This is a genomic window from Vibrio gazogenes (assembly GCF_023920225.1).
Taxonomy (GTDB): Bacteria; Pseudomonadota; Gammaproteobacteria; order Enterobacterales; family Vibrionaceae; genus Vibrio; species Vibrio gazogenes.
Genome location: NZ_CP092588.1, coordinates 897,774 through 923,587, shown reverse-complemented (window position 1 = coordinate 923,587; position 25,814 = coordinate 897,774). Strand labels below are relative to the sequence as shown.

Genomic DNA, 25,814 nt, shown 5'->3' with positions numbered 1-25,814 from the left:
ATGCATTGGTGTGAAGTGCCTCGGGAAAAGGTCGCGATATGGATTTAAACTGATGAAAAGCCATAGACTTTTGCGCAGCAGCTCGCCACACTGTGGGCATTGTTCACTAACCGATTCAAATCATTCAGGTATGAAGACTTCACTCGACCATCTTCCCGAACGTAAACAGCATGAACTTGCGCTGATCTCGACCATTTTGCGCGATACGCTGGAAGAATACCTCGTTGGTAAGCAGGGGAGTAAAGCTGAATTTCGGATCCTGAAAATCATTTTGTTCGGCAGCCATGCCAAAGGCGGTTGGGTGCGAGATATTCCCAATGGCTATGTCAGTGATTACGACATTCTGGTGATCGTTAACAAACCCGCGCTGGTGGAAGACGATCTCGTCTGGCGCAGGGCGGAAGAGCAGATCGACCGCAAAGTCAAAAGTGCACCGCTGGGGCTGATTGTGCATACCTTGGAAGAGGTCAATGAACAGCTCAGACAGGGTCACTACTTCTTCAAAGATATTCGCGAAGAGGGCATCGAAATCTTTGCCGCGACGCCGAAAGCGCTGGCCGAGCCGGGGGATCTGACCGATGAAGAACGCCATCAAATCGCACAGCAGCATTATGATTACTGGTTTGAAAGCGCACAGCGATATATCTATTTCTATGAGTGCTCCTTATCTGAGAAAAAATGGTTAAGTGAAGCAGCTTTCAATCTTCATCAAGCCGCAGAGCGATTCTTTGCCTGTACCTTACTGGTTCTGACCAACTACCTGCCCAAAACCCACAATATCGAAAAGCTGAAAAAATACTGCGCCGAGCAAGACCTTGCCTTCGCAGATACTTTCCCGATGGATGACAAATTCCACCGTCGCAGCTTCCGCCGCCTGCAACGCGCTTACATCGACGCTCGTTACTCGATGCATTACGAAATCACCGAAGAAGAACTGGTGTATCTGCAAAGTGAAGTGGAGAAGCTGAAAGGGCTGGTGGAGCAGGTTTGTCTGACGCGGCTTGAGGTATGATTCCACTTATGCAGCACGCATCGAAAATGATGTGTGCCTTGTGTCTTCCTCTTTATCCCCTTATCTTTCATCCGCTAGCCAGATTGTTTTTTTATAGTCGATTCCTCATTTACCGTAGGCATTACCGTGACTCTTTGCTATAAATATATGCAATGAATTGATAAATGTTTATACCCACATTTCGTATGCGAAAGAGCGGTAGCGTGGAAAAATGTCATGCTACACCATGAGATGTGAAAGCGGACTCTTTACACCACCCAATAAAGATACGTTTTAATGGTTTTTCACGCGTAGTGACGAGCCTGCATCAACTCTTTTAAATTCGTGAGAAACAGGGATTTCATTGATAACTCCAGCACTGTTTTTATCAAATCACAACGTGGATAAATTAGATCGAACAAGTCAGCATTTTGCGATAGATGTTGAAAAAGATCCGACTTTTTACTATTTGATGGTGAGTTGTGGGATTCAGTTTAGAAAAAGAATTAAGTTATACGGAAGTATTCTCATAGAGTGGTATTTATAAGAAATGTTATATTTCTACTCACGAATAGTCATATATACAATCTATTTTATTTAAAACCACTTGATTTTTATGAATTAAACCATATTAAATGTGTGGATAAATTTAAAAGGTGACTCCATGCAACAAGCTCCCAGTACCAAACTTCAGATGCACTACTACTTGAATGATGAATTGCACCGTATGGATGCAATTGTTCGAAATAAATGTGAGGCAGAACTATTAGCTATCGTGCAAGAAGTAGCTAAGGCTCTAAATACTCATATCATCATCGATGCAGAGGCATGGAAAGAAGGTGGTCTCAGGGATATATGGGCTTTTGCAAATGCAAACGCAGGGGTGTTATCTGTGATTATTGGTGTTACTAGCATTATAGTTTCACGTATTCCAACAAATAATCCTGAATTAGAACAACTTAAAAAAGAAGATCTGAAGCTTAGTATACTTTAGCGTAAGGCTCGCCTTGCCAAACTTGAAAATGAGGTTGAAGCAGATAACGTTACTAAGGAAACTGTTGAAAAGGTTGCTAAGTTAGTTGATAGCAACTACAAAGTAGTAACTCGTAAATCCAATTTTTATAAACAGTTAAATAACACACCGAGAGTTACAAAAATTGGAATCAACGGCTTAGATATCGAGGGTAAGGATGTATTTGATGAGGTGATTGTTAAACGTACTGACTTTAAACGTTTTATCCTTCATTCGAACGTTTTACCCGTGCAAATTGAAGATGAAGCGGTAATTGAAATTATTTCTCCCGTATTGAAGGCTGGTAAACACAAATGGAAGGGAGTTTATCAAGGTGAAAGCATCAGTTTCTCCATGAATGATAAAGACTTTAAAAATGATGTATTGACAGAGAAAATTAGTTTTACTCATGGTGCTTCAATCAAATGTGTATTGCATATCCATCGTAAACTAGATGAAATCGGCGAGGTTGCTATCACGGGTTACTCAGTAGAAACAGTGATCGAAAACGGTCATGAGGGCATTTTACTAGAGACTGCTCAAGGTAAAAATCACCGTCACCAAAAAGCACTAAGAAATGGGCAACAAGACATGTTTGCGAACCTCGATTAGCGCACTTTAAAAAGTGCATCAGCAGACATTATTTGCTCAGACACTTGTAGTAAATATTATCCTGTGGCTTTGATGCACGTGACTATGTGTCATTCAATAGCCATTAAAAATGTATAAGAGTTTAATTAATAATGAATATAATATCTTTATCAGTAGTATTGCTCTCAATTATCTGTGTTATTTCAGTGTGGCATTTAAATAGAGTGCTATCTCCAGATAACTCGCGTGCCAAGATGGCTGTACGTTTCGTTGGTTCTTTTTCTATCGTTTTAGTCCTTCTTTCTGGTATTAATCAATTTAATTCAAACAATAGTGCAAAAAACATCCGTAAATATGAACTTGATTTAAAAGTTGGTGAAAATCTTGCGGAAAGAAGGATTTCTATATTAGATAATTACTTTAAGGTATACATGAGGTCAGTTGTTGTCAGTAATTATTCAATGTATCAAGCTGGAATTAAAAACCTTACCGAAGATGAAAAACGAACTTTATCATGGGATCAGGGGGTATTGCCTAAACGAGAACGAGAACGAGAACGAGAACGAGAACTGGAAAGTGCTCGTGAATCGTTTGAAATATTGCAACGACAAGCGAGAGAAATTTTAGACTTAAGTATTCGTTACCCTCATCGAGTTCCAAAACAGATGACGGAGTGGGCTAAGAAGACGCTAAATATTAAATTCTTAGACCTTCCCAATTATATAAATGCATACAGTGATTCGTTAACGGTTATAAATTATGCAAAGAGCTTAGGTTCTGCAACAGGGGAAGCAATACAAACTGTTAGAACAGCAACAGAAAAGCTTGAGAAATAGAAGAAACACCTAACAAGAGACGTTCCAATTGACCTCGTACTGTCACGAATTTTGGTTCCCAAAATATCGCGCCAGCACTCGGCAAATGAACTTTGCGTTATAAATCAAAGCAAGGCTGAGGAATATGCTGACACAAACTGAAAGATTGGGTGTAACCAAACTAGATTACTATTTTTCCTCTCACGGGTGGTTGTTCAGAGAGCAAATGGTGCATGATTTCGGTATTGATGCTCATGTTGAAACTACCAATGAAAAGTACCCTACAGGGCAATTAATAGGTATACAAATAAAGTCAGGAATGAGCTTTTTCTCTGAAGAAAAGGATGATTTATATGTTTTCAGAACAGGAGATAAACATATTGAATATTGGTCTAACCATACGCTTCCAGTGATTTTAGTTTTATACAATACAGATGATGATATTTTGTATTGGCAGGCTATTAATGAAAGCACTGTTGTTTCCACTGGTAAAGGATGGAAAATAGAAGTCCCTAAAAATCAAATTATGGATGAGCGAAGCTTAATAATTCTAAGCAAACTAACTCAGCCAGAGCCTTACATACAAAAGCTTAACAAGTTGAAGCTTGATCGTTATTGGATGGAAAAAATAAACGATGGGCAAGAGGTTTTTGTTGAATTTGATGACTGGATCAATAAGTCACTTAGCAGGTATCAAATAAGGCTGAGTTGTGAAGATGACAGCCAGCATTGGCCAATGACATATTGCCCTGGCATGTCAATTGAAGAAGCTCTAGAATTTTTCTTGCCATGGGCTAATTTCCGAATGGATTTAGAGGCCCATCGTGATGGTAGTGTTGGCCAATGGGATGCCGAGTGCTATATGGCTTACGATAAAGAGGAAGGTAGGGCAATACATGGAATGTCATTTGAAGAGTGGTACAACGAGCCAGATGAAATAGTCCCTTATCAAGAAGATGGAGAAGTTGCTACATATCGATTACAGCTAGAGCTAAATGATCTTGGTAGGGCATTTATGGAAATAGATGGCTTTCTATCAGATAAGAGCAAATTCCAAGGTAAGACATTCACAACTGATGATTTACAGTGGTAAAGAGATATAACAAGTTAATCAACTGGACGCATAACAGTTGTCATCGTTTTCGCAAAAGAAAAAGATGGCAAAAACAAAGCCAACCTACGCGCCAGTTATTAGGGCGTTATAGCGCAGAGGGCAATATGAAAATAGAGTTAGCTGAAAATTGGGTTAAAAGTTATGAGTCGCTCCTCAATGGTCTCGAACTTGAACCAGAACATAAGAAAGTTGTTCCCCTCGCTTTGTTACAATTAGCGCTTGAACACAATGCTGCAATTATAAAATTAATTAGCCTTGGGTATCATGGTTCAGCGCTAGCCCTACTTCGCCCACAAAGGGACGCGTTCTTACGCGGTATCTGGATGTATCGTTGTGCATCAGAAGATCAACTACTGAAGTTTATGAAAGGTAAAGAGCCACCGGGTATTAAAGTCCAACTTGCTCAAGTCGAACAAACTGAAGGTTATCGACATGGTCATTTGTCTCAGCGTATGAGTGAAATAAAAGAGTTCTTGCATGATTTCACTCACGGTGGGCTTTATCAATCAGCTAGTCGCGATAAAGGTCATCGAATAGCCGGTGGGCATTCAGAAGAGCAAATTCAGTGGCTAGTAAAGCAATCTTTGATGCTTTCATTCCTGACTACGTTGGAGGTATGCCATATCTTCAATGATGCACCTAGAGCACATGAATTAACATCTATATTCAATAAACTGATGGAGGTTCATAGCTAGAGGCTAGTTGCGCTATAACAAGAAACTATGGCGTCAATAGTTAATTTTTGACGCTATCTTTATCCCACATAACACCGTCCCTCAACATCGAATTGAGTATTACAACCATCTTTCTCATACAGGCAACGATAGCCACTTTTTTGGGTTTTCCTGCCGCTAGTAATCGTTCATATGTGGCTTTGAAAATGGAGTTACACTGGATAGCCGACATCATCGCCATATATAAAACGGTTCTCACTTGAGCACGTCCACCTTGGATCATTCGCTTACCTTTTTGGCGACCGCTTTCTCTTGTTATTGGAGCAACTCCAATGAGAGAAGAGGCTTGCTTATTGGTGATGTAACCGAGTTCAGGTACGTTACTGATGATAGAAGCGGCGACTATTTTACCGACACCTGGCATGCTTTGTAGTAACTCATTTTTGGCTTGGTACTCAGGGGAGCAGGTCACTACAACTGTATTCGTTAGCGGAATACGTTTCTGTTCTAAGGCTATCAAAGGGTGAAATTGTTGCGACGACACATAACAAGCATTGCCACGCGTAGGATTTTTAAGTCACTGAATAGATAACCATTTCTGACTCATCGTTACATTCAAGGCCGCAGATATTCGTCTGCGGCTTTTTCTTTTTTGACGTCTCAATCGCATCGTCGGTGTGACAGATAGCATGAACGATGCATTGGTGTGAAGTGTCTCGGGAAAAGATAACGATATGGATTTAACCCGATGAAAAGCCATAGACTTTTGCGCGGCAGCTCGCCACACTGTAGGCATTGGGTAATCTAGCGGTATACCATTTTAGAATTCTTCGACTGAGAGTGAGCTGCGAGTTTAAAGGGATTGATCAATTGAATGATTTGAAAATAGCGTTGCTATTCATAGTATTGACATCAATATCGGCAAATGCCCATGATGTTGGTTTTCGACGGTTAGATAACGTCTCAACAAATGGTTTATCAATGTTTGTGCTTTATCCGACCACATCGAAGCCAAAGTCGGTTGATTTCGGCCCTTTTACGCTGAATGTTGCGATTGGCGGGGCAATGGAAGACGGTCGCTTTCCATTAGCGGTTTTATCGCATGGTTCAGGCAGCAGTGGCTTATCCTACAAGGATATCGCGCTTTCACTCGTTCACCATGGCTTTATTGTTGCGATGCCTTTGCATCCTCACAATAATTACCTCGATAATTCACTGGAAGGTAAGGTCGAGAATTATGTCAACAGGCCGAAGGATATCTCTGCGTCGATAGACAAGTTATTCGCAATACCAAAGTTAAGCGCTCATATTGACCCACAAAAAATTGCTGTATTAGGGCACTCTATTGGTGGGTACACAGCCCTGGTTGTTTCCGGTGCCATCGCGAAGACCAAAGCACTGATTGATTTATGTAAAAGTTTACCAACACTGCCCGATCCTTACTGTGCCCCAGTCTTGAGTGGTGAATTAACCCAAAACATTACGGTGAATTCAAAAGATACCAGAATTCGGGCTCAAGTATTAATGGCGCCTGTTGGTGCGCTCTTTTTGTCTAAACACGCCTTTGACAATGTCGATATTCCAACGTTATTGCTCGTCGCAGGAAAAGATCAAGAGCTGACTGCGGCGTACAATGCGCAAGTGATAAAAAATGGCCTTGAAAAAACGGGGCGACTCACGGTCAAAGTCATTCCTAATGCGGGGCATTACTCATTTTTAACGGCTTACCCTGATTCTTTGAAAGCGACGTTAGGCGTCATCGCACAAGATCCGCAAGGCTTTGATCGTGTTGAGTTCCAAAAAAGTATTGGCGATCAAATTGCCACTTATCTTATTCAAGTTTTGTCACCACACACATAATCATCATTTAGCATGTTTGTCATTGAAGGAGGAAACTTGAACACAAGTGTTACGATCAGTCTGGCTCAAATCCCAGTCAGCAAAGGCGATGTAAAGGCCAACCTTGAACAGCATCTTTACATGATTGAACGCGCAGCTTCTTCCCAAGCTGATGTGGTGGTATTTCCGGAACTGTCATTAACGGGGTATGAACTTGAGCTGTTGGCTGAGTTGGCTGTACCGCCAGAGTCATCGCACTTCCAGACGCTATCTCAAGCCGCTGTTGACCACGATATTGTCGTTATCGCCGGATGCCCGCTTAAACAGGAACAATCGAGCAAACCAACAATCGGTGCGGTTATCTGTTTTCCTGACGGCACTGTGCAGTTTTATGTAAAACAGTCCTTACATGCGGGAGAAGAGGTGTATTGCTCATCAGGTGAGACGGATTACTGTTTCCACATCAAAGGATATCAAATCGCATTGGCGGTTTGTGCCGATTTTGCCGACCCTCAGCATGCTCAGCGCGCCAAAGCAGCCGGTGCCGATATCTACGTTGTGAGTGCTTTAATCTCAGAGCACGGTTTTGTACCGGATGGCAAGATTTTATCTCAAACAGCAACTGAACATGGTTTTCCTGTTTTTTTGAGTAATCATATTTCAGTCACCGGCGGGTGGGACACGTGTGGTCGCAACGCCGTCTGGAACTCACATGGCGAGCTTGTGTTGAGTTCTGAGACTAAAGATAGCTGTCTGGTCTTGGGGACGGTCACTGGCAATCAGATCGAAGCCGCGAAAATATAACGGTTCTGTCATCGGAAGTGATGATATCTAAATGAACGAGGAAGCAATCATCGTGACGAAAAAGAGAAACCCAATTTGGGCAGCACTGTTGTCAGTGCTCACACCGGGTCTTGGGCATGTCTATGCCGGCGATTTAAAAAAGGGCTTGTCACTTATCGGTATTGAATATGGTGTCATCCTCGTGGCGGGCATCGCTGGTGTGCTATCGACGTTCTATGGCATTGCAGCGCTGATTGTCTTTTTTATCGGGTTTTATATTTTTGTCATCATCAGTTCAGTGAGACTGGCACTGAAAAACCGGCAATACCCATTACAGCCATATAACCGCTGGTATTGGTATCTGGCGATATTGATGGCTGTCTCGCTGATTGCCAATACATTGTTCTCTGCGCGTGGTGCGATTCTCGGTTATCAAACGTATCAGATTCCTTCCAGAGCGATGGAACCGACTTTGCAGGCCGGTGACTTTATTACGGTGAATACCCGATATCACCAACCCAAAGTGGGGGATGTGATCGTATTTTTATACCCGAAAGATCGGCGGATCCTCTATGTTAAAAGGGTTGCGGCAGTGGGGGATGATACGGTCTCGATACACGATGGCGTGGTATATCGTAATGGCAAGCCTGAGCCCTCGCTCGCTGTCCCGGAGGATCGCAGAGTCAGAGATATTTCGGTCTCTATGAATGAAAGACGTATTCCTGAAAATGAGTTGTTTGTTCTTGGCGACTGGCGAGATAACAGCAGCGACAGCCGGTTTTGGGGAACTGTCCCGGTCAATGATGTGATTGGTCAGGTAACGCAAATCTGGTTTGCCGACGATACCAGCAGGATTGGCAAAACGGTTAAATAACACGCATCTGCATCCATGCCCGTACAGGTTTCCAATGACAGCCCCAGCGCCTGAGAGACGTTGGGGCTGTTCATAAAAGCAACACATCTCGGGAAAAGGCGTGGTTATGTGCCACGCAGTTGTAATAAGTTATCGGCCAGTTCCGAAAATCCATAGCCGCCGTTGCGTTCGGTGATGAAACTGGGCTGATGAGTCAAATCATCCATGACTGCAAGAATATTATTGACGCCAAAGGTCAGTGGCAGCCAAGCGAACATACTTTCGTCATTGTGAGAATCACCGATGTAGGTCACGGTTGCCAAATCGATTTCATCCTGCTGCGTGATGCTGCGTAAAAACGACTTACCACTGCGTTGTTTGCTATGTTCTCCCACCCACGCATTGATATGGATCGAGCTCACCATCACATTGACGGGGGAGCCATCGATGTTTAAGTCACCAATCCGCCGGGCAATGTCTTGTGCAATGGTTTTGTTCACCGGAATGCGATCTTGACTTAAATTAATCGCAACGTCGCAGATTCGGTAACCTTGGTCTGTGGCGAAATCGACGTCCGGGTAATCGGCTAAAATCGTCCCGATTTTTTCTCTGAGCTGCTCCTGACGCACACGCATCGTGTCAACCGGTTGGGTGTAGTGGGTTTGAAAACCGTGGCGATTTTTGATCATCCAGAATGCGCCATTTTCCCCAATCACTCCGTACAACGGCCAAAGTTTGGCGATATGATCGCACCATCCGGCACAAGCGCCGGTTACGGCAACGACTTTTACCCCGGCGCGGTGCAACCGTTCGAGAGCGGTGAGCGTTTCCGGTGGAATTCGCCCGCGCCACGTTAAAGTGTCATCCACATCAGTGAGTAACCATTCTATCTTTTTGGCTCGCTCTGCGGTCAGTTGTTTGATCAGACTAACCATTGATGATCTCGCTCTGTACGGTGACGGATAACGGAGAGGGCAGGCGTTGTTCACTGGTCGCATCAAACAGATGAAGATGTTCGAGAGAAATTGCCAAACCTAACGTTTCACCGATATCAAATCGCTGCCCTTCATGGACGCGAATAATTAGCTTTTGAGCCTCATTGTCACGGATGTGGCAGTACAATAAGACGTCTGCACCCAATGCTTCTATCATCTCAATGGTTGCCTCAAACATTGGATGGTTTTCGACAATCTGAATATGTTCCGGGCGCATGCCCAGTTTAACTTGCCCGAGTGCCCACCATGTGGTGTCCATCTTCAATGAGTACCGCCCCAGTTCGAGCCCGTCGGCCGTGATAAGGCAATCCAGAATGTTCATGGCAGGCGCGCCGATAAAGGTTGCCACAAACAGCGACGCGGGTTGTTGGTAGATCGCCATCGGTGTGCCGACCTGTTCAATATTGCCTTGATTGAGCACCACCAGCTTATCGCCCAAAGTCATGGCCTCGACCTGATCGTGGGTGACATAAACCGCAGTGGTCTGCAAACGACGCTGGAGTTTTTTGATTTCCAGCCGCATCTGGACACGGAGTTTCGCGTCAAGGTTCGACAGCGGCTCATCAAATAAGAAGACTTTGGGCGAACGGACAATCGCACGTCCCATCGCCACGCGCTGGCGTTGCCCACCGGAAAGCTGTTTAGGTTTGCGTTCCAGTAGATGGTCAAGCTCTAACATGGTTGCGGTGTCTGTCACCATTTCACGTATTTTCTCTTTGGGAACTTTACGATTTTTCAGCCCGTAAGCCATATTGTCGAACACCGACATGTGCGGATAGAGCGCATAATTTTGGAACACCATCGCAATATCTCGCTGCCCGGGTTCGAGATCGTTGACCGGTTGTTCGTTGATCGTCAACTGCCCGGCACTGATCTCTTCGAGGCCCGCGATCATTCTGAGCAGGGTCGATTTACCGCAGCCACTTGGCCCGACTAAAACCACCATCTCACCGTCATCAATCGCGAGATCGACACCGTGTATTGCCTGAAATCCGTTCGGATAAGATTTTTTAATGTCCGTGAGTGTTAATGTCGCCATGATTTATTTCTCCGCATCGACCAAACCCTTCACAAATGCTTTTTGCATACCAATCACCACCAGCACCGGTGGCAGCATTGCAATCAGGGTAATCGCCATAATTTTGTTCCATTCCACAATGCCATCATTGACGTTTAATAACTGCTTAATGCCCATCACGATGGTGTAGTATTTGATATCGGTGGTAATCAGTAACGGCCAGAGATACTGGTTCCAGCCATAGATAAAGGTAATTACAAACAGCGCCGCGATATTGGTGCGAGACAACGGCAGCAAGATGTCAAAGAAAAATCGCCACGGCCCTGCGCCATCGATACGTGCAGCCTCGACCAACTCGTGCGGCACGGTCATGAAAAACTGACGGAACAGAAATGTCGCGGTCGCACTGGCAATCAGCGGAATTGTCAGTCCGTAAAACGAATTGAGCATGTGTAAGTCAGTAATCACTTCAAAGGTCGGCATAATGCGCACTTCGACCGGCAACATCAGCGTGAAAAAGATCACCCAGAAGGCCAGCATTCTGCCCGGAAAGCGGAAAAACACCACGGCATAAGCCGACAGGATCGAAATCACCAGTTTGCCGACGGTGATACAGAGCGCCATGATTAACGAATTGGTCAGCATCAGCGCGAGTGGGAACTCGGAGCCATTGACTTTATCGCCGGAGGAAAACAGTGCCTTGAATACATCCAGCCCCAAATGACCGAACCATAGTGGTGTGCCGGTGGCGAAATCACCATTGCTGTGTGTGGTTGCGACAATTGCCAGCCAGACGGGAAATGCAACCGAAGCAATGCCGAGAATCAGCGTCAGGTGACAAAACAATTTGAATAAGGGTCTTTGTTCAACCATTAGTAAGTCACCTTTTTCTCGACATATTTAAACTGAATCACCGTCAGCAGGGCGACAATGATCATCAGAATGACCGACTGTGCTGCCGACGAGCCCATATCCAGCCCGATAAAACCATCGTTATACACTTTATACACCAGCGTTGAGGTGCTGTTACTCGGGCCGCCCTGAGTCATGGCGTGAATGATGGCGAAGGTATCAAAGAAGGCATACACGAAATTCACCACCAAGAGAAAGAAACTGGTCGGCGTGATCAGCGGAAAACTAATCGTCAGGAAACGCTTGATCGGCCCGCTGCCATCAATGGCGGCTGCTTCATGCAGCGACTTCGGTACCGACTGCAAGGCCGCCAGAAAGAACAGAAAATTGTAGCTGACTTGTTTCCATGTTGCGGCAATCACAACCATAATCAGTGCCTGTGTGCCGTTCAGTTTCGGGTTCCAGTCAACACCAAGCAGACGAATCCAGTCGCTGATAATCCCGATGGTCGGATCGAACAGAAACAGCCACAGTGAACCTGCGACCACCGGTGCGACGGCATACGGCCAGATCAGCAGCGTTCGATAGGCCAGCGCCCCGCGGACAACATTTTCGGCTACGCCCGCTAACACCAGCGCACTTATTAACGCCAGACAGGCAACCGCACTACTGAACACAAACGTGGTGCCGAGCGACCCAAGATAGTGACTATCGACAAATAAACGCAGAAAGTTTTCGGCGCCGACAAATTCGGTTGATATGCCAAAGGCATCTTCGAGCTGTGTGGACTGCACAATCGCTTGTCCGGCAGGCCAGAGAAAGAATACAAACGTAATAAACAGTTGAGGTGCGATAAGCATCAGTGGTAACCAACGATGCTTAAACACCACTTGAGATGACATCATAATCAGTCACTTATTTCAGGTGAAAGCGGATCGAACCGATCCGCTTGTGTAACATGGTGTATATAATCAATGTGCGTGGAACCGGTTATTTTTGCGTCCGTTCAAAGCGGCGTAATTGTGCATTACCGCGTTTGACCGCATTGTTGAGTGCCGTTTGGGCAGATTCTTTGCCAGCCCAGACCGCCTCAAGCTCTTCATTAATAATGTCACGTGTCTGAAGGAAGTTACCGAAACGGATTCCTTTTGAGTTTGCCGTTGGTTTCTTGGATGTCATCTGAGTGACAGCGACTTCCGCCCCCGGGTTTTTCGCGTAGAATCCCTGCTGTTTGGTCAGCTCATACGCTTGTTTAGTGATGGGCAGGTAGCCGGTGAATTGGTGCCAGTCCGCCTGAACTTTCGCGCTGGACAAATATTTGAAGAACTTCGCAACACCTTGGTATTCGGCTTTGGAGTGGCCTCTGAGGACCCAAAGCGAAGCGCCGCCGATAATGGTATTCTGCGGTGATTTGATCACATGCGAGTCATAAGGCAGTTGGGCAACACCGACATCGATGCCTTTCATATTCTCTTTAATCCCGGCGAGACCGGCTGAAGAGCCCATGCTCATCGCACACGTTTGGGTATAGAACAGCGGCATCGCATCAGACTGGCGTCCGCCATATTTGAAGACACCATTTTTCGCCCATTGAGCCATTTGGCTGATATGGTTGACGAAAGGCTTGGTGTTGAATTCGAATTGCGTGTTCAGACCGCCAAAACCGTTGTTTTGGGTCGCCATCGGAATGTTATTCCGGGCGCCGAAGTTCTCGATCTGAGTCCAGGATTGCCATGTGGTTGTGAAACCGCATTTTGCCCCGGATTGCAGGAGCTTCTGCGACACTTTGCCCATGTCATCCCATGTTTTCGGTGGTGAGACAATACCGGCTTTTTTAAACATATTTTTGTTGTAGTACAGCACGGGGGTTGAGCTGTTGAACGGCATTGACAGCATTTTGCCATCATTGGTGGTGTAGTAACCGGTCACTGCGGAAAGATAATCGTTGGGGTTAAATGGTTCTTGGGTATCTTTCATCAGTTGATAAACCGGATAAATCGCTTTTTTAGCGCCCATCATGGTCGCGGTGCCGACTTCGAACACCTGAACGATTGCCGGCTGTTCTTTGGCCCGAAAAGCGGCAATGGCACTGGTCATCGTTTCCGCGTATGTGCCTTTGTAGACCGGCTTGATCTCGTATTGATCCTGACTCGCATTAAAATCGGTGGCAATCTGGTCGACTTTTTTCCCTAAAGCGCCGCCCATGGCGTGCCACCATTGAATTTCAGTTTTGGCAAAGACCGGTGCGCTGACCAGTGTCGTTGCAAGCGTCAAACCAATGAGTTTTTTAAGCATCATGCTAATTTTCCCTATTATTCTCATTTAAAATTCAAGCGAACATTCACTTGGCGTGAAATCGCCCGATTGATGTTCATATGAACACTACGCAAGCAAAATGACGCTTAAATGACAGATAAATGAATTTATTTGAACCCTATAAACTGTCATATGAACGTAATCTTTCCGTCACATCGGTTTGGAATGCTGCCTTCATCGATGAAGGAAAAAAACATCTGTAAGGACGGTTATTATGCGAGTCATGGCGCATCGGGGGTATTCGAGTCAGGCACCGGAAAATACGTTAGCTGCATTTCAACGAGCCATTGCATTTGGTTGCCAATGGATTGAGTTGGATGTGCAGTTAACCGCGGATCACATTCCGGTCGTGATTCATGACCAGACATTAGAACGTTGCACCGATGGGGTGGGTAAAATCGGTGAACTGACATTCAGCGAGCTGACGCAATATTCAGCGGGTCATTGGTTTGATCAAGCATTCAGTGATGAAACGGTGCCAAGTTTAGAAGCGACTTTGCAACTGGCGAAACAGCATCAGATCAACCTGAATATCGAGTTGAAGCTGTATCCCGGAGATGACGAAACGCTGCTCTGCCAACGGGTTGCAGCCGTGATTGATGCCGTCGGGATTGCTCAGACGCAACTGCTATTTTCCAGTTTCAGTACGACGGCACTGGCAGTGATGCAACGGGTGATGCCTGCAACTCGACGTGGGGTGTTATGGGAAACCATACCGAATCATGCCTTTGACATTTTGGAAGCGTTGGATGCCTTTAGTGTCCACTGCGATTATCGTCATCTGAATGAACAGCAGGCCACAGCGATTAAACAGCATGGCTATGCACTATATTGTTACACCCCGAATCATCCGCTGGATGTTACAAAGCACTGGCAGTGGGGCGTGGATATGATGATTACCGATAAACCGCACTGTTATTCACAACCGCTGACAGGTGATTGATGGAAGATTTAACCGTCCGGCAAGCGCAAATTCTGGCGTTGGTTCATCGTGATGAATACTGCGCCATTGAGGCATTATCCCACCATTTTTCGGTGACGACTCAGACGATTCGTCGTGATATCAATACACTCTGTTCGATGGGGCTGGCAAGGCGACATCATGGCGGGGTCGGTTTACCGGCGACGTTGTCGAATCGCAGCTATTTATCGCGTCAGGCAACCGATCAGACCGAAAAACGCCTGATTGCTGAACGTGTTGCACCGCTGATCCCTGACGGTAGTACCGTCTTTTTAGGCATCGGCACGACAATCGCCTTGATTGCAGAACGTTTGGTGCATCATCAAGAACTGCGTGTGGTCACTAATAATTTTGAAGCAGCGCATATCCTGTCTCACCATGAGCACATAGAAATTTGGCTCCCGGAGGGGCGAATTCGTAGTCATGACGGTGACATCGTCGGTGATCATGTCAGTCAGTTTTTTAGTCGCTTTTCCGCAGATATTGGCATTGTTGGCTGTGCTGCGGTCAGTCGCTTAACGCAACCGCCGAAGCCCGGCCGATCTGAAACTGAACTGGCGGAATTTGCCATGGAATATGAACTCCGGGAGGCCGCGGTCAGTCAGGCGATTGTCCATCATTCACAGCAAAAATGGCTGGTTGCCAGTCAGGCGAAATGGCAAAGAAAAGCCAATGCAAAAGTGATTGCGCTGAACCGGTTTGATCGTATTTTTACTGCGGAATTATCACAAGATGGACGGACCGACGCATAGCGGTGGTGTTTGCCTCATTTGTCACATCATTGGCGTACCGTTTCAAACGGTCATTGATGACATCGGAGTGCTTCGGTCAGTTGTTGTGTGATTTCATCAATAAACACGCGCACGCGGGCAGGCATGTAATGGGTTTGTGCGTATTGCATGACAATCGCCCCGTGATAGCTGCTTTTAATCGACCAATCGGGTAATAACCGGACAATCTCACCACTGGCTAATGCTTCCCGAACCACGAAATCGTGAAATATACCGATGCCCAGCCCCTGTTTGACGCCATTGAGCCGCATCTGTGAATGATTGACGGCATAGCGTCCGGTGACAGTGACGGTATGGGTTTCCTGCGCATGCATGAATGTCCAGATGTTATCTTTGCTATGTTCGGCCAGATAGAGACAGTCATGGTGTTTTAAGTCCAACGGATGGGCCGGCTGGCCGCGTTCCGTCAGATAATCCGGGCTGGCACACAGTACTAAATTCGTCTTACCGATTTCTTTCATCACCAGACTTTCATCGGGTTTGTCGGTTAAACGAATGGCGACATCAATATTGTTTTTAAACAGATCGATGTGGCCGTCCTCAGAGCGTAAACGCAACTGAATATCCGGATAGTGTTTGAGGAAAGGCACAACCAAAGGTTGCAGGACTGAATTGAGAAAGGCTTCCGGCGCTGCGACCGTCAGGGTTCCCGACGGATGAATATGCTCCGAAGTCGAGAGGTCAACTGCCTGTTGAGCCGCTTGCATCATCACCAGACATTGGTCATAGATCTGTTGGCCTGACTGGGTAATCATCAGTTTGCGGGTGGTTCTTTCCAACAATTTGGCGTGGAGTGATTGTTCCAGTCTGGTGACTAACTTACTCAGGGCTGAAGGCGTGACGCCCAGTTTTGCTGCCGCTGCTGTGAAACTGCCTTCGTTCACAATCAGAATGAAGGTTGCCAAATCCGGTAATAAGCTGATGAGTTGTGTCTGGCGCATTGAAATCGATCATCTCGTCAAAAAGGTTGCTGAGTCTATCATACCGGAGTGTCGGCGGAGGCGGGTAGTGCGATGAGAGCCCCGGTCGGTTTTATGTTAGACTGCCGGCTCATTTTCGAGGATAGATCGATGAGTTTGGAAAGGACATGAGAAAAATTGCCACACTGGGGCCGCAGGGAACATTTTCGGAAACCGCAACCCGTCGCTATATCGTCGGGCTGTCAGCATCAGCGACGGATACGCCGCCACTGCCATCCGAGCTGGTGTATTTCCCGACCATCGAACGGGCATTGGATGCGATTGGTTCGGATTGTGATGTCGGTGTGTTGCCGATTGAAAACTTCTCCGAGGGGTTTATTCCATCCGTGCTCGATCAACTGATTCATGCGGATCTCAAAGTCATTGGTGAAGTGATTCTTCCGATTCGGTTTTCTTGTGTGGGTACGGCAGCATTTGCTGATGTGCAGCAACTGTTTGTCCAGTTTGTCGCGAAGGGGCAGTGCAGTCGCTTTATTGAATTATTGGGCCACTGTCAGATTGTTCTGACCGAGAGTAATACCGAATCGCTGGCCTTGGCATGTCAGGCATCACAACCCAGCGCGGCGATCGTACCGGCTGAGAGTGTGCAGCAAGAGGCGTTTGCCGCAGTGGTTGAGAACGTCAATGACTATGAGAATAATCAGACTCGGTTTTTGGTCTTTGCCGCCCAACATTACCCGGAGACTTATGATCCTGAAGCCGCTTATAAAACCAGCCTGATAGTGGTCGATGAGCATGATCATCCCGGTTTCCTCGGTGAAATTCTGACCTCCTTTTCCCGCCGAAAAATCAATCTGACGTCGATTATTTCCCGGCCGACTTGTACCCAGTTCGGCAAATATTATTTCTTTATCGATTTGGATGGTCACCTCCGCGATCCCGCGGTGGCGGCTGCACTCAATGAAATTGAGGCGATCAGTAAAGTGAAACGGCTCGGCGCTTATTTGAAAGCAGACACCAACGTCTAGCCGGATGAAGTTCACTGGCTGTCCCGGTCGGTGTGCCTGTGCTCAGCCGGATGACAGGGTGGCGGCTGATTTACTGACTCAAAATACCGAGCATTTTGAGCTTACGGTAGATCGTGTTGCGGCTGACACCGAGCAGACGGGAGGTCTGGCTGATATTTCCCTGCGTCGCCTGATAGGTTTGTAGTAAACGATTTTCCACCGTGGTTTTCAGATCCGCCTCCCGCCGCATGTCACTGACCGCTGGTGGCGCGGTGTCTGCCAGTTGAATGGATGAGGTGGCGGTTGATGGTGCAGATGTCGTCAACGACTTCAAAATATGGCCGGGAATATGTGCTAGCTGTAACAGCGGTTCATCGCTGGTGAGCAGGCAAGTGACTTTCAGCATATTATCCAGTTCGCGAATATTGCCCGGCCAGAGATAAGCTTGCAGAATGTGCAGCAGTTGCGGGCAGATTTGTTGCTGATTGAGACGATACTGGCGATGAATATGCGCAATCAGTTGGGCTTTGTCTTGCCGATCCCGCAGTGGTGGCAATTCGAGCACCAGTCCGTTGAGCCGATAGTAGAGGTCTTGGCGGAATCGTCCGGCCGCGACTTCTGCGGTTAGATCCTTATGGGTGGCCGCGATGACCTGAATATTCACCGGTTGACTCTGACCCGACCCGACCGGAATCACTTCTTTTTCTTGTAAGACATGCAGCAGGCGACATTGTGCGTCCAGCGGCATGTCGGCAATTTCGTCGAGGAACAACATGCCTTGATGTGCCTGGCGGATCTTACCCTGATAACCTTTGGGGCTTGCCCCCGTGAAAGCACCGGCAACGTAACCGAATAGCTCCGATTCAATCAGGTCTTTGGGAATCGCACCACAATTGACGATCACCAGCGGATGATGTTTGCGTGAGCTGTGCTGATGTAACGCTTTGACGAATTCATTTTTACCGACACCGGTTTCTCCGAGAATCAGCAAAGGAATATCTTTATCGATCAGTTTATGCGCCTGTTGCCAAGCTTGTTCAATCCGGTCATCGCCGAAATGAAGTTCACAAGATGTGGTGAATGCACTGGCCGAGCGAAACGTGCTGGATTTTGTCGCGGCGGATTGAAGGGGATGTTGTTCAAAAACCAGCGCCCGGTCTTGCTGTTGTAAGAGGTCCTCAATGGAGAGCCCGATAATGTTGGGTCGTTCAAGTAACTGAAATGCAATGTGGTTATGCGCAAGAACTTTGCCGGATGCGTCCGCAACCAACACCCCTTGCCAGCCACTGTTGAGTAAGTTTTTCTCACAAGCCAGATTGATTTTAACTGCACCGTCGGGAATATCGCATAGCAGATGGTTTTCTACCTGTTGAACCATATTCTGCACCAGCATTTGTGTCGAGAGATCGTGTTGCTGTTGCTCGCTGGTAATATCCAGAATACCGATGAGTTGTCCGTGATGGTTAAACACCGGACTGGCCGAGCAACTAATAAACTGGTGCTGATGAACGTAGTGTTGTTTACCGATGATTGTTAAGGGGCGCGCTTCGACAATCGCAGTGCCGATGGCGTTGGTCCCTTTGAGGTTTTCCTGCCAGCAAACGCCATTCTCTAATGCGATCTGAGTCAGGCGTTCTTTAAACCGCGGTTGCCCCCAGCTTGCCAGAATGACGCCTTCCCGGTCGGTCAGGATCAGGCGACTGTCACTATGGGCAAACATCTGGTTAAACAACGGTACCGCATACGTTTCGACGGCTTGAATCAGCGGATTGACCGACCATTTTCGTTCTTTGAGCTCCGCACTGGACATGATGATGTTGTCAGGCTGTCTACGCTGTTTTAAACCGGCTTGATGACAGCGATCCCAGGATGATGTCAGCCAGTCACCAGCAGAAAATTGAACATGTTGCATCACTGTTTCACTCTTTCACATGAACGGTGTTCCATTTTGGAACACTTGAACAATTTGCAGAGAATCATCGGGTTACCCCGACGCCGATAAGTTATAGTTGTTATTTTTTGTTAATCATAGTGTTACACAAAAGTAACAACAAGTTTTTCCGTGCTGGCCTGTGATTTGCGTTACATAGAAAATTACGGGCAAAACAGAATGCCTGAACAATCCCATAATAAACAATCTCATAATAAAGAATGTCATCACAAAAAATGACGTGAACGTGAACGATAAAATAGGCCAGAAGGAACGACATATGATCTATGCGCAACCCGGAACAGCAGATGCAATCATCAACTTTAAATCCCATTATGATAACTACATTGGTGGTCAGTGGGTCAAACCGGTTGGTGGAACCTACTTTGACAATATTTCTCCGGTGAATGGTCAGCCTTACTGTCAGGTTGCCCGCTCTTCGGAAGCAGATATCAACCTTGCCTTGGACGCAGCGCATGAAATTCGTGCTCAATGGGCTGCAACATCCGTCGCTGAACGTGCCAACATTCTCCTCAAAGTTGCCGACCGCATTGAAGCGCATCTGGAAGAGCTGGCTGTTGCTGAAGCATGGGAGAATGGCAAACCTGTCCGTGAAACATTGGCTGCGGATCTGCCGTTGGTGGTGGATCACTTCCGTTATTTCGCCGGTTGTATTCGAGCGCAGGAAGGTTCAGCAGCAGAGTTGGACAGCACCACGGCAAGTTACCACTTTCCTGAGCCCATTGGGGTGGTCGGACAAATTATTCCGTGGAACTTCCCGATGTTGATGGCGGCCTGGAAATTGGCCCCGGCACTGGCGGCAGGCTGTTGTGTGGTATTAAAACCTGCAGAACAGACACCAACGTCTATACTGGTATTAATGGAAAAAATTGGTGATCTGTTGCCACCGGGCGTCGTTAACGTCGTCAACGGATATGGTGCTGAAGCCGGACAAGCATTAGCCGTCAGTAACCGAATTGCCAAACTGGCGTTTACCGGTTCAACTCAAGTGGGCAACCATATCTTGAAATGTGCAGCAGATAATCTGATTCCATCGACTGTTGAGCTGGGCGGTAAGTCTCCGAATATCTACTTCTCCGATATTTTCGATTACGAAGATGAATATTTAGATAAGTGTATTGAGGGGATTTTGCTGGGATTCTTCAACCAAGGTGAAGTCTGTACGTGCCCGTCTCGGGTGTTGGTGCATGAATCCGTTTATGAACGGTTTATTGAGAAAGTGATTGAGCGGGCGAAAACCATCAAACAGGGCAATCCGCTCGATACTGAAACGCAAGTCGGATCGCAGGTATCGCAGGAACAATTCGACAAGATTCTCAGTTATCTTGAAATTGGTCGTAACGAAGGCGCTCAAGTTTTGTTTGGCGGAGATACATCACAGCAGCATGGCGGTCTCGAAAATGGCTACTATATTCAGCCGACCATGCTGTTCGGTCATAACAAAATGCGTGTCTTTCAGGAAGAAATTTTCGGTCCGGTGATTGCCGTTACGACGTTTAAAGATGAAGCCGAAGCTTTGGCGATTGCCAATGATACAGAGTATGGTTTGGGCGCCGGTGTATGGACGCGCGATACTAACCTCGCGTATCGCATGGCAAGAAATATCGAAGCAGGCCGGGTTTGGGTGAATTGCTACCATGCTTATCCGGCACATGCGGCTTTCGGTGGTTATAAAAAATCAGGCATTGGCCGGGAAACACACAAGATGATGCTCGGTCATTATCAGAATACGAAGAATATCTTGGTCAGTTACAGTACCAACCCTCTGGGATTCTTCTAAGGTTTGTCTCCCCGCTTCACAAAAGAGAAGTTGTGAAGCACTTATTGTGCTAGGAGCTAAGGAAAGTTTAGCACGCTTACGCAGCGCCTCTGTTTTCAGCGGCGCTTTTTTATTGGTAATCAATGCGTTGCTGTCTATTTCTGTGATTACTGATTCCGTGTTGATTATTGATCCTGCCACATCCTCACGTCAGAATTGTGATGTACATTTATGTGCATAGATGCTATAACTCCTCTTGCATTAGTGTTTTAACTTGTTGTTTTTAATTATTATTTTGTAAATTATTTTTTAAGTAAACGTTTGAGATGGTGTTATGCATATTTTTCAACAATCAGATCCGGCTCGCCGCCGTTATGGCCTCGCGGCATTCATTGGCCTTATCGCAGGTATTGTGTCTGCATTCGTTAAGTGGGGAGCGGAGCATCCGTTACCGCCTCGTAGTCCCGATGATATTTTCAGTGCGGCTTGTGCGCCGGAATTACTCAATCGTGTCGCTGAACAAATTGACTGTTCGCGTAATTTTTTAAATCCACCGTATGTTTTTCTGCGTGATTGGCTAGGAATGGTTGACCCGAACAGTGCGGTATATACTTTTGCCGGACATGTGTTCAACTGGGTTGGCGTGACACATATTATTTTCTCTATTGTGTTCGCCGTTGGTTACTGTGTGGTGACGGAACGCTTCCCGGTTTTTAAATTATGGCAGGGGTTGCTTGCCGGTGCATTGGCACAACTGTTTGTCCATATGATCTCTTTCCCGTTAATGGGATTAACCCCACCGGTGTTTGACTTGCCTTGGTATGAGCATGTGTCTGAAATTGTCGGGCATTTAATCTGGTTCTGGTCGATTGAAATTATTCGTCGCGATTTACGCAATCGCATGACGCACGAACCGGACCCTGAAGTGCCAATCACCGCCCGGTAAGTTGAACCGCCATCGATGAGATGCCGCCCCGTCTGTTGCTTTGACGTGGTGGCATTTTTTTTGATTGTTTCGGTACTGTCTGGCGGTAACGGATTCTGAGAAAAAAGCATATTGAGTCAACAAAAGTATATTGCATAACAATTAGTTAGACTTCTAGCCATCTTGCGAAAGCCCGAGGTCGATATGCTAGACTGATAAAACGATGTACAACAATGGTGATTGATCAATGTCATTTAAGATGCCGCCTGTCACTGACACGCAACAAGGTGCGGTCAGAAAAGTAGGATTTGAATTGGAATTTACCGGTTTGACGCTTGAACAAGTGATTGAACCCTTGTGCTCGATTCTGGAGGGGCAAGTTGAACAGCGGTCTGCGGTTGAGTTTCGTGTGCATACCGACGATTTAGGGACGTTCAATCTCGAATTAGACTGGGATTTCCTCAAACGTAAAGCCCAAACGGCTTGGCAGGAAGACGATGGTCATCAACTGGTCGATATGTTACATCAGGCCGCTCTGCCGGTTGTCCCCCTTGAAATTGTCAGTCCGCCGATTCCGCTGGATCAACTGGAGCCGCTTAATCAACTTATTCCTGCGCTGCGAAAAGCGGGAGCAAAAGGGACAGAAGATTCTTTGATTGCTGCTTTTGGTGTGCATATCAATCCGGAATTACCGGATTTGAGTGCTGCCACGATCAATCGCTATCTCAAAGCCTTTGCTTTATTACAGTGGTGGTTAGTCGAAGCGCATGATGTTGATCCGACGCGGCGAATCAGCCCGTATATTGCGCTTTACCCGGAAGCTTATGTGAAAGAACTGCTCATTGATACATCCGTTGATTTGACGCATCTGTTCGACAGCTATCTCAAACATAATCCCACGCGTAATCGTGCGCTGGATTTACTGCCGTTGTTGGCCGAAATCGATGCTGATCGGGTTCGTCAGGTGGTTGATGACCCCAAAATCAAATCTCGCCCGACATTCCACTATCGCCTGCCGGACTGTCGGATTGAAGATGCCGATTGGGACCTGACCAAGAGCTGGGATTTGTGGTGTGTTGTCGAACAGCTTGCGGCGGATCCACAGGCTATCGAGATGCTGGCTGCACGCTTTCTTCAATTAGAGCGTCCCTTGATTGGTGTCGAACGTAAAATTTGGGTAAAGGAGATTTCACAATGGCTCAACGACCAAGGGTGGGTGTAACGGGGAACGGCAGGCGCTGGTCTCCTTCGTGGTGGTGTACCCGGATTGCATTATGGCTGGTTGGTGCGCGGTCGATCCGGCTGAGTGTTCATCACGCATGGACGGGTGAACCGTTGGATGCATTGATCATTAGTGGCGGTGATGACATCAGCCCCGAGCATTACGGTGGTGATGTCAATCAACAGGTACGGCTCGATCCGGAGCGTGACCAACTGGAAATTGGCTGGATTGAATGGGCGCTTGAACACCGGAAGCCCTTGTTGGGTATCTGCCGTGGATTACAATTGATCAATGTGGTCAAAGGTGGCTCTTTATACACTGATATCAGTGAGTTGCGGCAACGGACATATAACCGTTCAGGGCTACTCCCGACCAAACAGGTGAAGCTCAGTGCGAATTCAAAACTGGCTGCACTCTGTAGAAAGACGCATTTACGGGTGAATAGTTTGCACCATCAGGCGATCAAAAATGTCGGTCAGGACTTACAAGTGGTTGGTCGGGATTTAGACCAATTTACGCAGGCGGTAGAAAGCACCGATCAGGCGCCGATTTTAGGGGTTCAGTGGCACCCCGAATACCTCTTTTATTTACCCACTCAACTCGCGATTTTCCGTTGGCTTTGCTGTCAGGGAGCCGCTTGTCAAGCAGATCAATTATAATTCAAAGGGTTGGCTCGCAATTCACTCAATGAATAGATGATTAAATTTGTAGTATGGATACATGTGACACATGGGATCGGTTGAGTCTTGCTTTTATGTGCTGTTGGTTGCCTGAGGCAACCAACAGTTCATACTGACCACTTCAACATTCTCTCGATTCAAACCCAATCTCTTGAATCAGAACGATTATATTAACGCCTCCCGATCTTTCTGGGTCTGGATTGGTGCTGTTGATTGTGACGCAGGCAGCTCAAGTTCGGCTAAGTCAGCTTTGATTTGGGCTAACTTATTGTTATCCAGTTTATAGAACAGCATGAATATCGCTAGTGCTGCAAAGAAAACGCCGGGGATCACAGTAAACAATAAGTTGATCGCATTGATTGCTTGTGGCGTTTGAACGGCTGCGCCGCCTTGATATCCAGCCCACGCCAGAATCCAACCAACACCCGCACCACCAATGGCGATACCCAGTTTGATGGCAAACAGGTTAGTTGAAAATACCATGCCGCTGAGTGAGCGATTACTCCGGGTTTTTTCGTAGTCGACCACATCCGACATCATACTCCATAAAATCGGAGTGGTACTCATCTGCACGACACCTAACAGAACGACTAATGTAAACACAGCAGGAACATTGGTGGGTTCGACGAAGTAAAGTACTGCTGCGAGAATCCCGGAAATGATAATCAGAATGCGGTATATGGTTGGTTTGTTATATTTGCCGAATAATGGAGAAGATAACATCGCCCCGACAATATTCGCTAACATGCCGGATACCATGAAAATAGTAGCAAGGTCAGCTCGGCCCATGACGACTTTCACATAGTACATCGTTGATGCGCCTTTAAATACGACACCGGTAAGCAGCACGACGTTGACGATGAACAAGATTCGCCATTGGCTATTTTTCATTAACCGTTTTAAGTCTTGTAATGCAGATTGTCTTTCCTCGGTTGGGACATAGCGTTCTTTGGTGTTGGCGAAGCTGAAAAAGAATAATGCGATAGCACCGAGGCCCATGACGGCCATTGCACCCAGATACCCTTTCTGCACGTTTCCTTTGCCGATGATATCCACCAACGGGAGTGCAACCATGGTGACGATCAGACCACCCGCTGTACTCAGGGCGAAACGATATGATTGTAGTGATGTCCGTTCACTCGAATCATTGGTCAGCGCATTGGCCATCGCACAGTATGGTACATTGATTGCGGTATACATCAGGGTTAAGAAAATATAAGACGCATAGGCGTAGATCAGTTTGCCGGTTTCTCCAAAATTCGGGGTGAAAAAAGCAAACATACAAGCGGCTCCGAAAGGGACGGCGATCCACAACAGGTAAGGTCTGTAGCGGCCATGTTTTGAATGGGTTCTATCGACAATTGAACCCATCATCGGGTCTGTCACGGCATCAATGAAACGGACAAGCAAAAACATGGTTCCCATGTGTGCGGGAGAGAGCCCATAAATGTCCGTATAAAAGTAAGCTAAAAAAAGCATGACGGTCTGCCAGACAAAGTTACATCCGGTATCGCCTAAGCCATACGCGACTTTCTCTCTGACCGACAATTTATTGGTAGTCGTCGTAGTCATTTTATTTATTCTCCAGGGTACAGTTTCACTAATATTTATTGTGTTAGTTTGTGAGATATAATCAATTTGTCTAAATTAATAATGGTTTTATGATATTTTATTAATGTGACAAATATTACAGAAAGAGTCATTTGTAAAACAATAAAAATATTTAAAATCAATTACTTGCATTT

General features: G+C 46.5%; 23 protein-coding genes and 2 pseudogenes. 16 read left to right on the top strand and 9 right to left on the bottom strand.

The window, feature by feature from the left end; all coding sequences use genetic code 11:
• Positions 1 to 130: 130 nt before the first annotated feature.
• From MKS89_RS19725 to MKS89_RS19700, 6 genes and pseudogenes are all read left to right on the top strand, one after another.
• Positions 131 to 1,012, top strand: coding sequence for a HEPN domain-containing protein (locus tag MKS89_RS19725; RefSeq protein ID WP_072955738.1), 882 nt, complete (start codon positions 131 to 133; stop codon positions 1,010 to 1,012).
• Between the two features lie 643 nt (positions 1,013 to 1,655).
• Positions 1,656 to 1,985 (top strand): hypothetical protein, encoded by a 330-nt coding sequence (locus MKS89_RS19720; protein WP_235862469.1) that lies wholly within the window; start codon positions 1,656 to 1,658, stop codon positions 1,983 to 1,985.
• A gap of 45 nt (positions 1,986 to 2,030) precedes the next feature.
• Positions 2,031 to 2,615, top strand: a pseudogene (locus tag MKS89_RS19715) (LAPAL motif-containing putative phage structural protein); the annotation flags it as partial.
• Between the two features lie 131 nt (positions 2,616 to 2,746).
• A complete protein-coding gene (locus tag MKS89_RS19710; RefSeq protein WP_131814862.1) occupies positions 2,747 to 3,430 on the top strand; it encodes a hypothetical protein in 684 nt (227 codons plus the stop codon).
• A gap of 124 nt (positions 3,431 to 3,554) precedes the next feature.
• Positions 3,555 to 4,502 carry a DUF4365 domain-containing protein gene (locus MKS89_RS19705; protein ID WP_072955418.1) on the top strand — a complete coding sequence of 316 codons (948 nt, stop codon included), beginning with the start codon at positions 3,555 to 3,557 and terminating at the stop codon, positions 4,500 to 4,502.
• Positions 4,503 to 4,627: 125 nt separating this feature from the next.
• A complete protein-coding gene (locus MKS89_RS19700) occupies positions 4,628 to 5,218 on the top strand; it encodes a DUF6988 family protein (RefSeq protein WP_072955420.1) in 591 nt (196 codons plus the stop codon).
• 40 nt (positions 5,219 to 5,258) lie between these two features.
• Here the strand turns inward: MKS89_RS19700 and MKS89_RS19695 are convergent.
• Positions 5,259 to 5,654: pseudogene (locus MKS89_RS19695) on the bottom strand (transposase); the annotation flags it as partial.
• Positions 5,655 to 6,178: 524 nt separating this feature from the next.
• Between MKS89_RS19695 and MKS89_RS19690 the strand changes: the two are divergent.
• Genes MKS89_RS19690 through lepB form a run of 3 tightly spaced genes read left to right on the top strand, consistent with a single transcriptional unit; the run spans position 6,179 to position 8,693 of the window.
• Positions 6,179 to 7,057 carry an alpha/beta hydrolase family protein gene (locus MKS89_RS19690; RefSeq protein WP_077316246.1) on the top strand — a complete coding sequence of 293 codons (879 nt, stop codon included), beginning with the start codon at positions 6,179 to 6,181 and terminating at the stop codon, positions 7,055 to 7,057.
• A 36-nt stretch (positions 7,058 to 7,093) separates the two neighbouring features.
• Complete coding sequence (locus MKS89_RS19685) at positions 7,094 to 7,840, top strand: carbon-nitrogen hydrolase family protein (protein ID WP_106406920.1); 747 nt, start codon at positions 7,094 to 7,096, stop codon at positions 7,838 to 7,840.
• Between the two features lie 31 nt (positions 7,841 to 7,871).
• Entirely contained in the window at positions 7,872 to 8,693 is an 822-nt protein-coding gene (gene lepB, locus MKS89_RS19680) for a signal peptidase I (RefSeq protein ID WP_077316245.1), read from the top strand.
• Between the two features lie 104 nt (positions 8,694 to 8,797).
• On the opposite strand, the gene MKS89_RS19675 is transcribed toward lepB, so the two are convergent.
• From MKS89_RS19675 to ugpB, 5 genes are all read right to left on the bottom strand, one after another.
• Positions 8,798 to 9,607: an HAD-IIB family hydrolase gene (locus MKS89_RS19675; protein WP_072955426.1), complete on the bottom strand. Its 810-nt coding sequence runs from the start codon at positions 9,605 to 9,607 to the stop codon at positions 8,798 to 8,800.
• Positions 9,600 to 10,706, bottom strand: coding sequence for a sn-glycerol-3-phosphate import ATP-binding protein UgpC (locus MKS89_RS19670; protein ID WP_072955428.1), 1,107 nt, complete (start codon positions 10,704 to 10,706; stop codon positions 9,600 to 9,602). The genes MKS89_RS19675 and MKS89_RS19670 overlap by 8 nt, the downstream gene beginning before the upstream one ends.
• A gap of 3 nt (positions 10,707 to 10,709) precedes the next feature.
• Complete coding sequence (gene ugpE, locus MKS89_RS19665) at positions 10,710 to 11,558, bottom strand: sn-glycerol-3-phosphate ABC transporter permease UgpE (RefSeq protein ID WP_072955431.1); 849 nt, start codon at positions 11,556 to 11,558, stop codon at positions 10,710 to 10,712.
• On the bottom strand, positions 11,558 to 12,439 hold the full coding sequence (gene ugpA / locus MKS89_RS19660; RefSeq protein ID WP_072955434.1) for a sn-glycerol-3-phosphate ABC transporter permease UgpA: 882 nt from the start codon (positions 12,437 to 12,439) through the stop codon (positions 11,558 to 11,560). Before ugpA ends, ugpE begins: the two co-directional genes overlap by 1 nt.
• An 88-nt stretch (positions 12,440 to 12,527) precedes the next feature.
• On the bottom strand, positions 12,528 to 13,835 hold the full coding sequence (gene ugpB, locus MKS89_RS19655) for a sn-glycerol-3-phosphate ABC transporter substrate-binding protein UgpB (RefSeq protein WP_072955437.1): 1,308 nt from the start codon (positions 13,833 to 13,835) through the stop codon (positions 12,528 to 12,530).
• A 232-nt stretch (positions 13,836 to 14,067) separates the two neighbouring features.
• On the opposite strand from ugpB, the gene MKS89_RS19650 reads away from it, so the two are divergent.
• A complete protein-coding gene (locus tag MKS89_RS19650; protein WP_072955439.1) occupies positions 14,068 to 14,796 on the top strand; it encodes a glycerophosphoryl diester phosphodiesterase in 729 nt (242 codons plus the stop codon).
• A complete protein-coding gene (locus MKS89_RS19645) occupies positions 14,796 to 15,566 on the top strand; it encodes a DeoR/GlpR family DNA-binding transcription regulator (RefSeq protein ID WP_072955441.1) in 771 nt (256 codons plus the stop codon). The genes MKS89_RS19650 and MKS89_RS19645 overlap by 1 nt, the downstream gene beginning before the upstream one ends.
• A gap of 50 nt (positions 15,567 to 15,616) precedes the next feature.
• On the opposite strand, the gene MKS89_RS19640 is transcribed toward MKS89_RS19645, so the two are convergent.
• Complete coding sequence (locus tag MKS89_RS19640) at positions 15,617 to 16,546, bottom strand: LysR family transcriptional regulator (RefSeq protein ID WP_072955443.1); 930 nt, start codon at positions 16,544 to 16,546, stop codon at positions 15,617 to 15,619.
• A 146-nt stretch (positions 16,547 to 16,692) separates the two neighbouring features.
• On the opposite strand from MKS89_RS19640, the gene MKS89_RS19635 reads away from it, so the two are divergent.
• A complete protein-coding gene (locus MKS89_RS19635) occupies positions 16,693 to 17,553 on the top strand; it encodes a prephenate dehydratase (RefSeq protein ID WP_072955445.1) in 861 nt (286 codons plus the stop codon).
• A 70-nt stretch (positions 17,554 to 17,623) separates the two neighbouring features.
• Here MKS89_RS19635 and MKS89_RS19630 read toward each other — a convergent pair whose 3' ends face one another.
• Positions 17,624 to 19,444 carry a sigma-54-dependent Fis family transcriptional regulator gene (locus tag MKS89_RS19630; protein ID WP_072955447.1) on the bottom strand — a complete coding sequence of 607 codons (1,821 nt, stop codon included), beginning with the start codon at positions 19,442 to 19,444 and terminating at the stop codon, positions 17,624 to 17,626.
• A gap of 298 nt (positions 19,445 to 19,742) precedes the next feature.
• On the opposite strand from MKS89_RS19630, the gene exaC reads away from it, so the two are divergent.
• The 4 genes from exaC (at position 19,743) to MKS89_RS19610 (ending at position 24,048) form a co-directional block, all read left to right on the top strand.
• Positions 19,743 to 21,263, top strand: coding sequence for an acetaldehyde dehydrogenase ExaC (gene exaC / locus MKS89_RS19625; protein ID WP_072955449.1), 1,521 nt, complete (start codon positions 19,743 to 19,745; stop codon positions 21,261 to 21,263).
• Between the two features lie 313 nt (positions 21,264 to 21,576).
• Positions 21,577 to 22,188 carry a YagU family protein gene (locus MKS89_RS19620; RefSeq protein WP_072955451.1) on the top strand — a complete coding sequence of 204 codons (612 nt, stop codon included), beginning with the start codon at positions 21,577 to 21,579 and terminating at the stop codon, positions 22,186 to 22,188.
• A 226-nt stretch (positions 22,189 to 22,414) separates the two neighbouring features.
• A complete protein-coding gene (locus MKS89_RS19615; RefSeq protein ID WP_072955453.1) occupies positions 22,415 to 23,389 on the top strand; it encodes an amidoligase family protein in 975 nt (324 codons plus the stop codon).
• On the top strand, positions 23,362 to 24,048 hold the full coding sequence (locus MKS89_RS19610; protein ID WP_072955455.1) for a gamma-glutamyl-gamma-aminobutyrate hydrolase family protein: 687 nt from the start codon (positions 23,362 to 23,364) through the stop codon (positions 24,046 to 24,048). The genes MKS89_RS19615 and MKS89_RS19610 overlap by 28 nt, the downstream gene beginning before the upstream one ends.
• 186 nt (positions 24,049 to 24,234) lie before the next feature.
• On the opposite strand, the gene MKS89_RS19605 is transcribed toward MKS89_RS19610, so the two are convergent.
• A complete protein-coding gene (locus MKS89_RS19605) occupies positions 24,235 to 25,641 on the bottom strand; it encodes a glycoside-pentoside-hexuronide (GPH):cation symporter (RefSeq protein WP_072955457.1) in 1,407 nt (468 codons plus the stop codon).
• Positions 25,642 to 25,814: the final 173 nt, after the last annotated feature.

Bases quoted from the DNA above. Each gene is read 5' to 3' on its own strand.
- MKS89_RS19710 (WP_131814862.1), top strand. From the start codon at position 2,747: ATGAATATAATATCTTTATCAGTAGTATTGCTCTCAATTATCTGTGTT.
- ugpA (WP_072955434.1), bottom strand. From the start codon at position 12,439: ATGTCATCTCAAGTGGTGTTTAAGCATCGTTGGTTACCACTGATGCTT.
- MKS89_RS19670 (WP_072955428.1), bottom strand. From the start codon at position 10,706: ATGGCGACATTAACACTCACGGACATTAAAAAATCTTATCCGAACGGA.
- MKS89_RS19720 (WP_235862469.1), top strand. From the start codon at position 1,656: ATGCAACAAGCTCCCAGTACCAAACTTCAGATGCACTACTACTTGAAT.
- MKS89_RS19690 (WP_077316246.1), top strand. From the start codon at position 6,179: ATGTTTGTGCTTTATCCGACCACATCGAAGCCAAAGTCGGTTGATTTC.
- ugpB (WP_072955437.1), bottom strand. From the start codon at position 13,835: ATGATGCTTAAAAAACTCATTGGTTTGACGCTTGCAACGACACTGGTC.
- MKS89_RS19635 (WP_072955445.1), top strand. From the start codon at position 16,693: ATGAGAAAAATTGCCACACTGGGGCCGCAGGGAACATTTTCGGAAACC.
- lepB (WP_077316245.1), top strand. From the start codon at position 7,872: ATGAACGAGGAAGCAATCATCGTGACGAAAAAGAGAAACCCAATTTGG.
- exaC (WP_072955449.1), top strand. From the start codon at position 19,743: ATGATCTATGCGCAACCCGGAACAGCAGATGCAATCATCAACTTTAAA.
- MKS89_RS19610 (WP_072955455.1), top strand. From the start codon at position 23,362: ATGGCTCAACGACCAAGGGTGGGTGTAACGGGGAACGGCAGGCGCTGG.
- MKS89_RS19650 (WP_072955439.1), top strand. From the start codon at position 14,068: ATGCGAGTCATGGCGCATCGGGGGTATTCGAGTCAGGCACCGGAAAAT.
- MKS89_RS19675 (WP_072955426.1), bottom strand. From the start codon at position 9,607: ATGGTTAGTCTGATCAAACAACTGACCGCAGAGCGAGCCAAAAAGATA.
- ugpE (WP_072955431.1), bottom strand. From the start codon at position 11,558: ATGGTTGAACAAAGACCCTTATTCAAATTGTTTTGTCACCTGACGCTG.
- MKS89_RS19605 (WP_072955457.1), bottom strand. From the start codon at position 25,641: ATGACTACGACGACTACCAATAAATTGTCGGTCAGAGAGAAAGTCGCG.
- MKS89_RS19705 (WP_072955418.1), top strand. From the start codon at position 3,555: ATGCTGACACAAACTGAAAGATTGGGTGTAACCAAACTAGATTACTAT.
- MKS89_RS19615 (WP_072955453.1), top strand. From the start codon at position 22,415: ATGTCATTTAAGATGCCGCCTGTCACTGACACGCAACAAGGTGCGGTC.
- MKS89_RS19640 (WP_072955443.1), bottom strand. From the start codon at position 16,546: ATGCGCCAGACACAACTCATCAGCTTATTACCGGATTTGGCAACCTTC.
- MKS89_RS19620 (WP_072955451.1), top strand. From the start codon at position 21,577: ATGCATATTTTTCAACAATCAGATCCGGCTCGCCGCCGTTATGGCCTC.
- MKS89_RS19700 (WP_072955420.1), top strand. From the start codon at position 4,628: ATGAAAATAGAGTTAGCTGAAAATTGGGTTAAAAGTTATGAGTCGCTC.
- MKS89_RS19725 (WP_072955738.1), top strand. From the start codon at position 131: ATGAAGACTTCACTCGACCATCTTCCCGAACGTAAACAGCATGAACTT.
- MKS89_RS19645 (WP_072955441.1), top strand. From the start codon at position 14,796: ATGGAAGATTTAACCGTCCGGCAAGCGCAAATTCTGGCGTTGGTTCAT.
- MKS89_RS19630 (WP_072955447.1), bottom strand. From the start codon at position 19,444: ATGCAACATGTTCAATTTTCTGCTGGTGACTGGCTGACATCATCCTGG.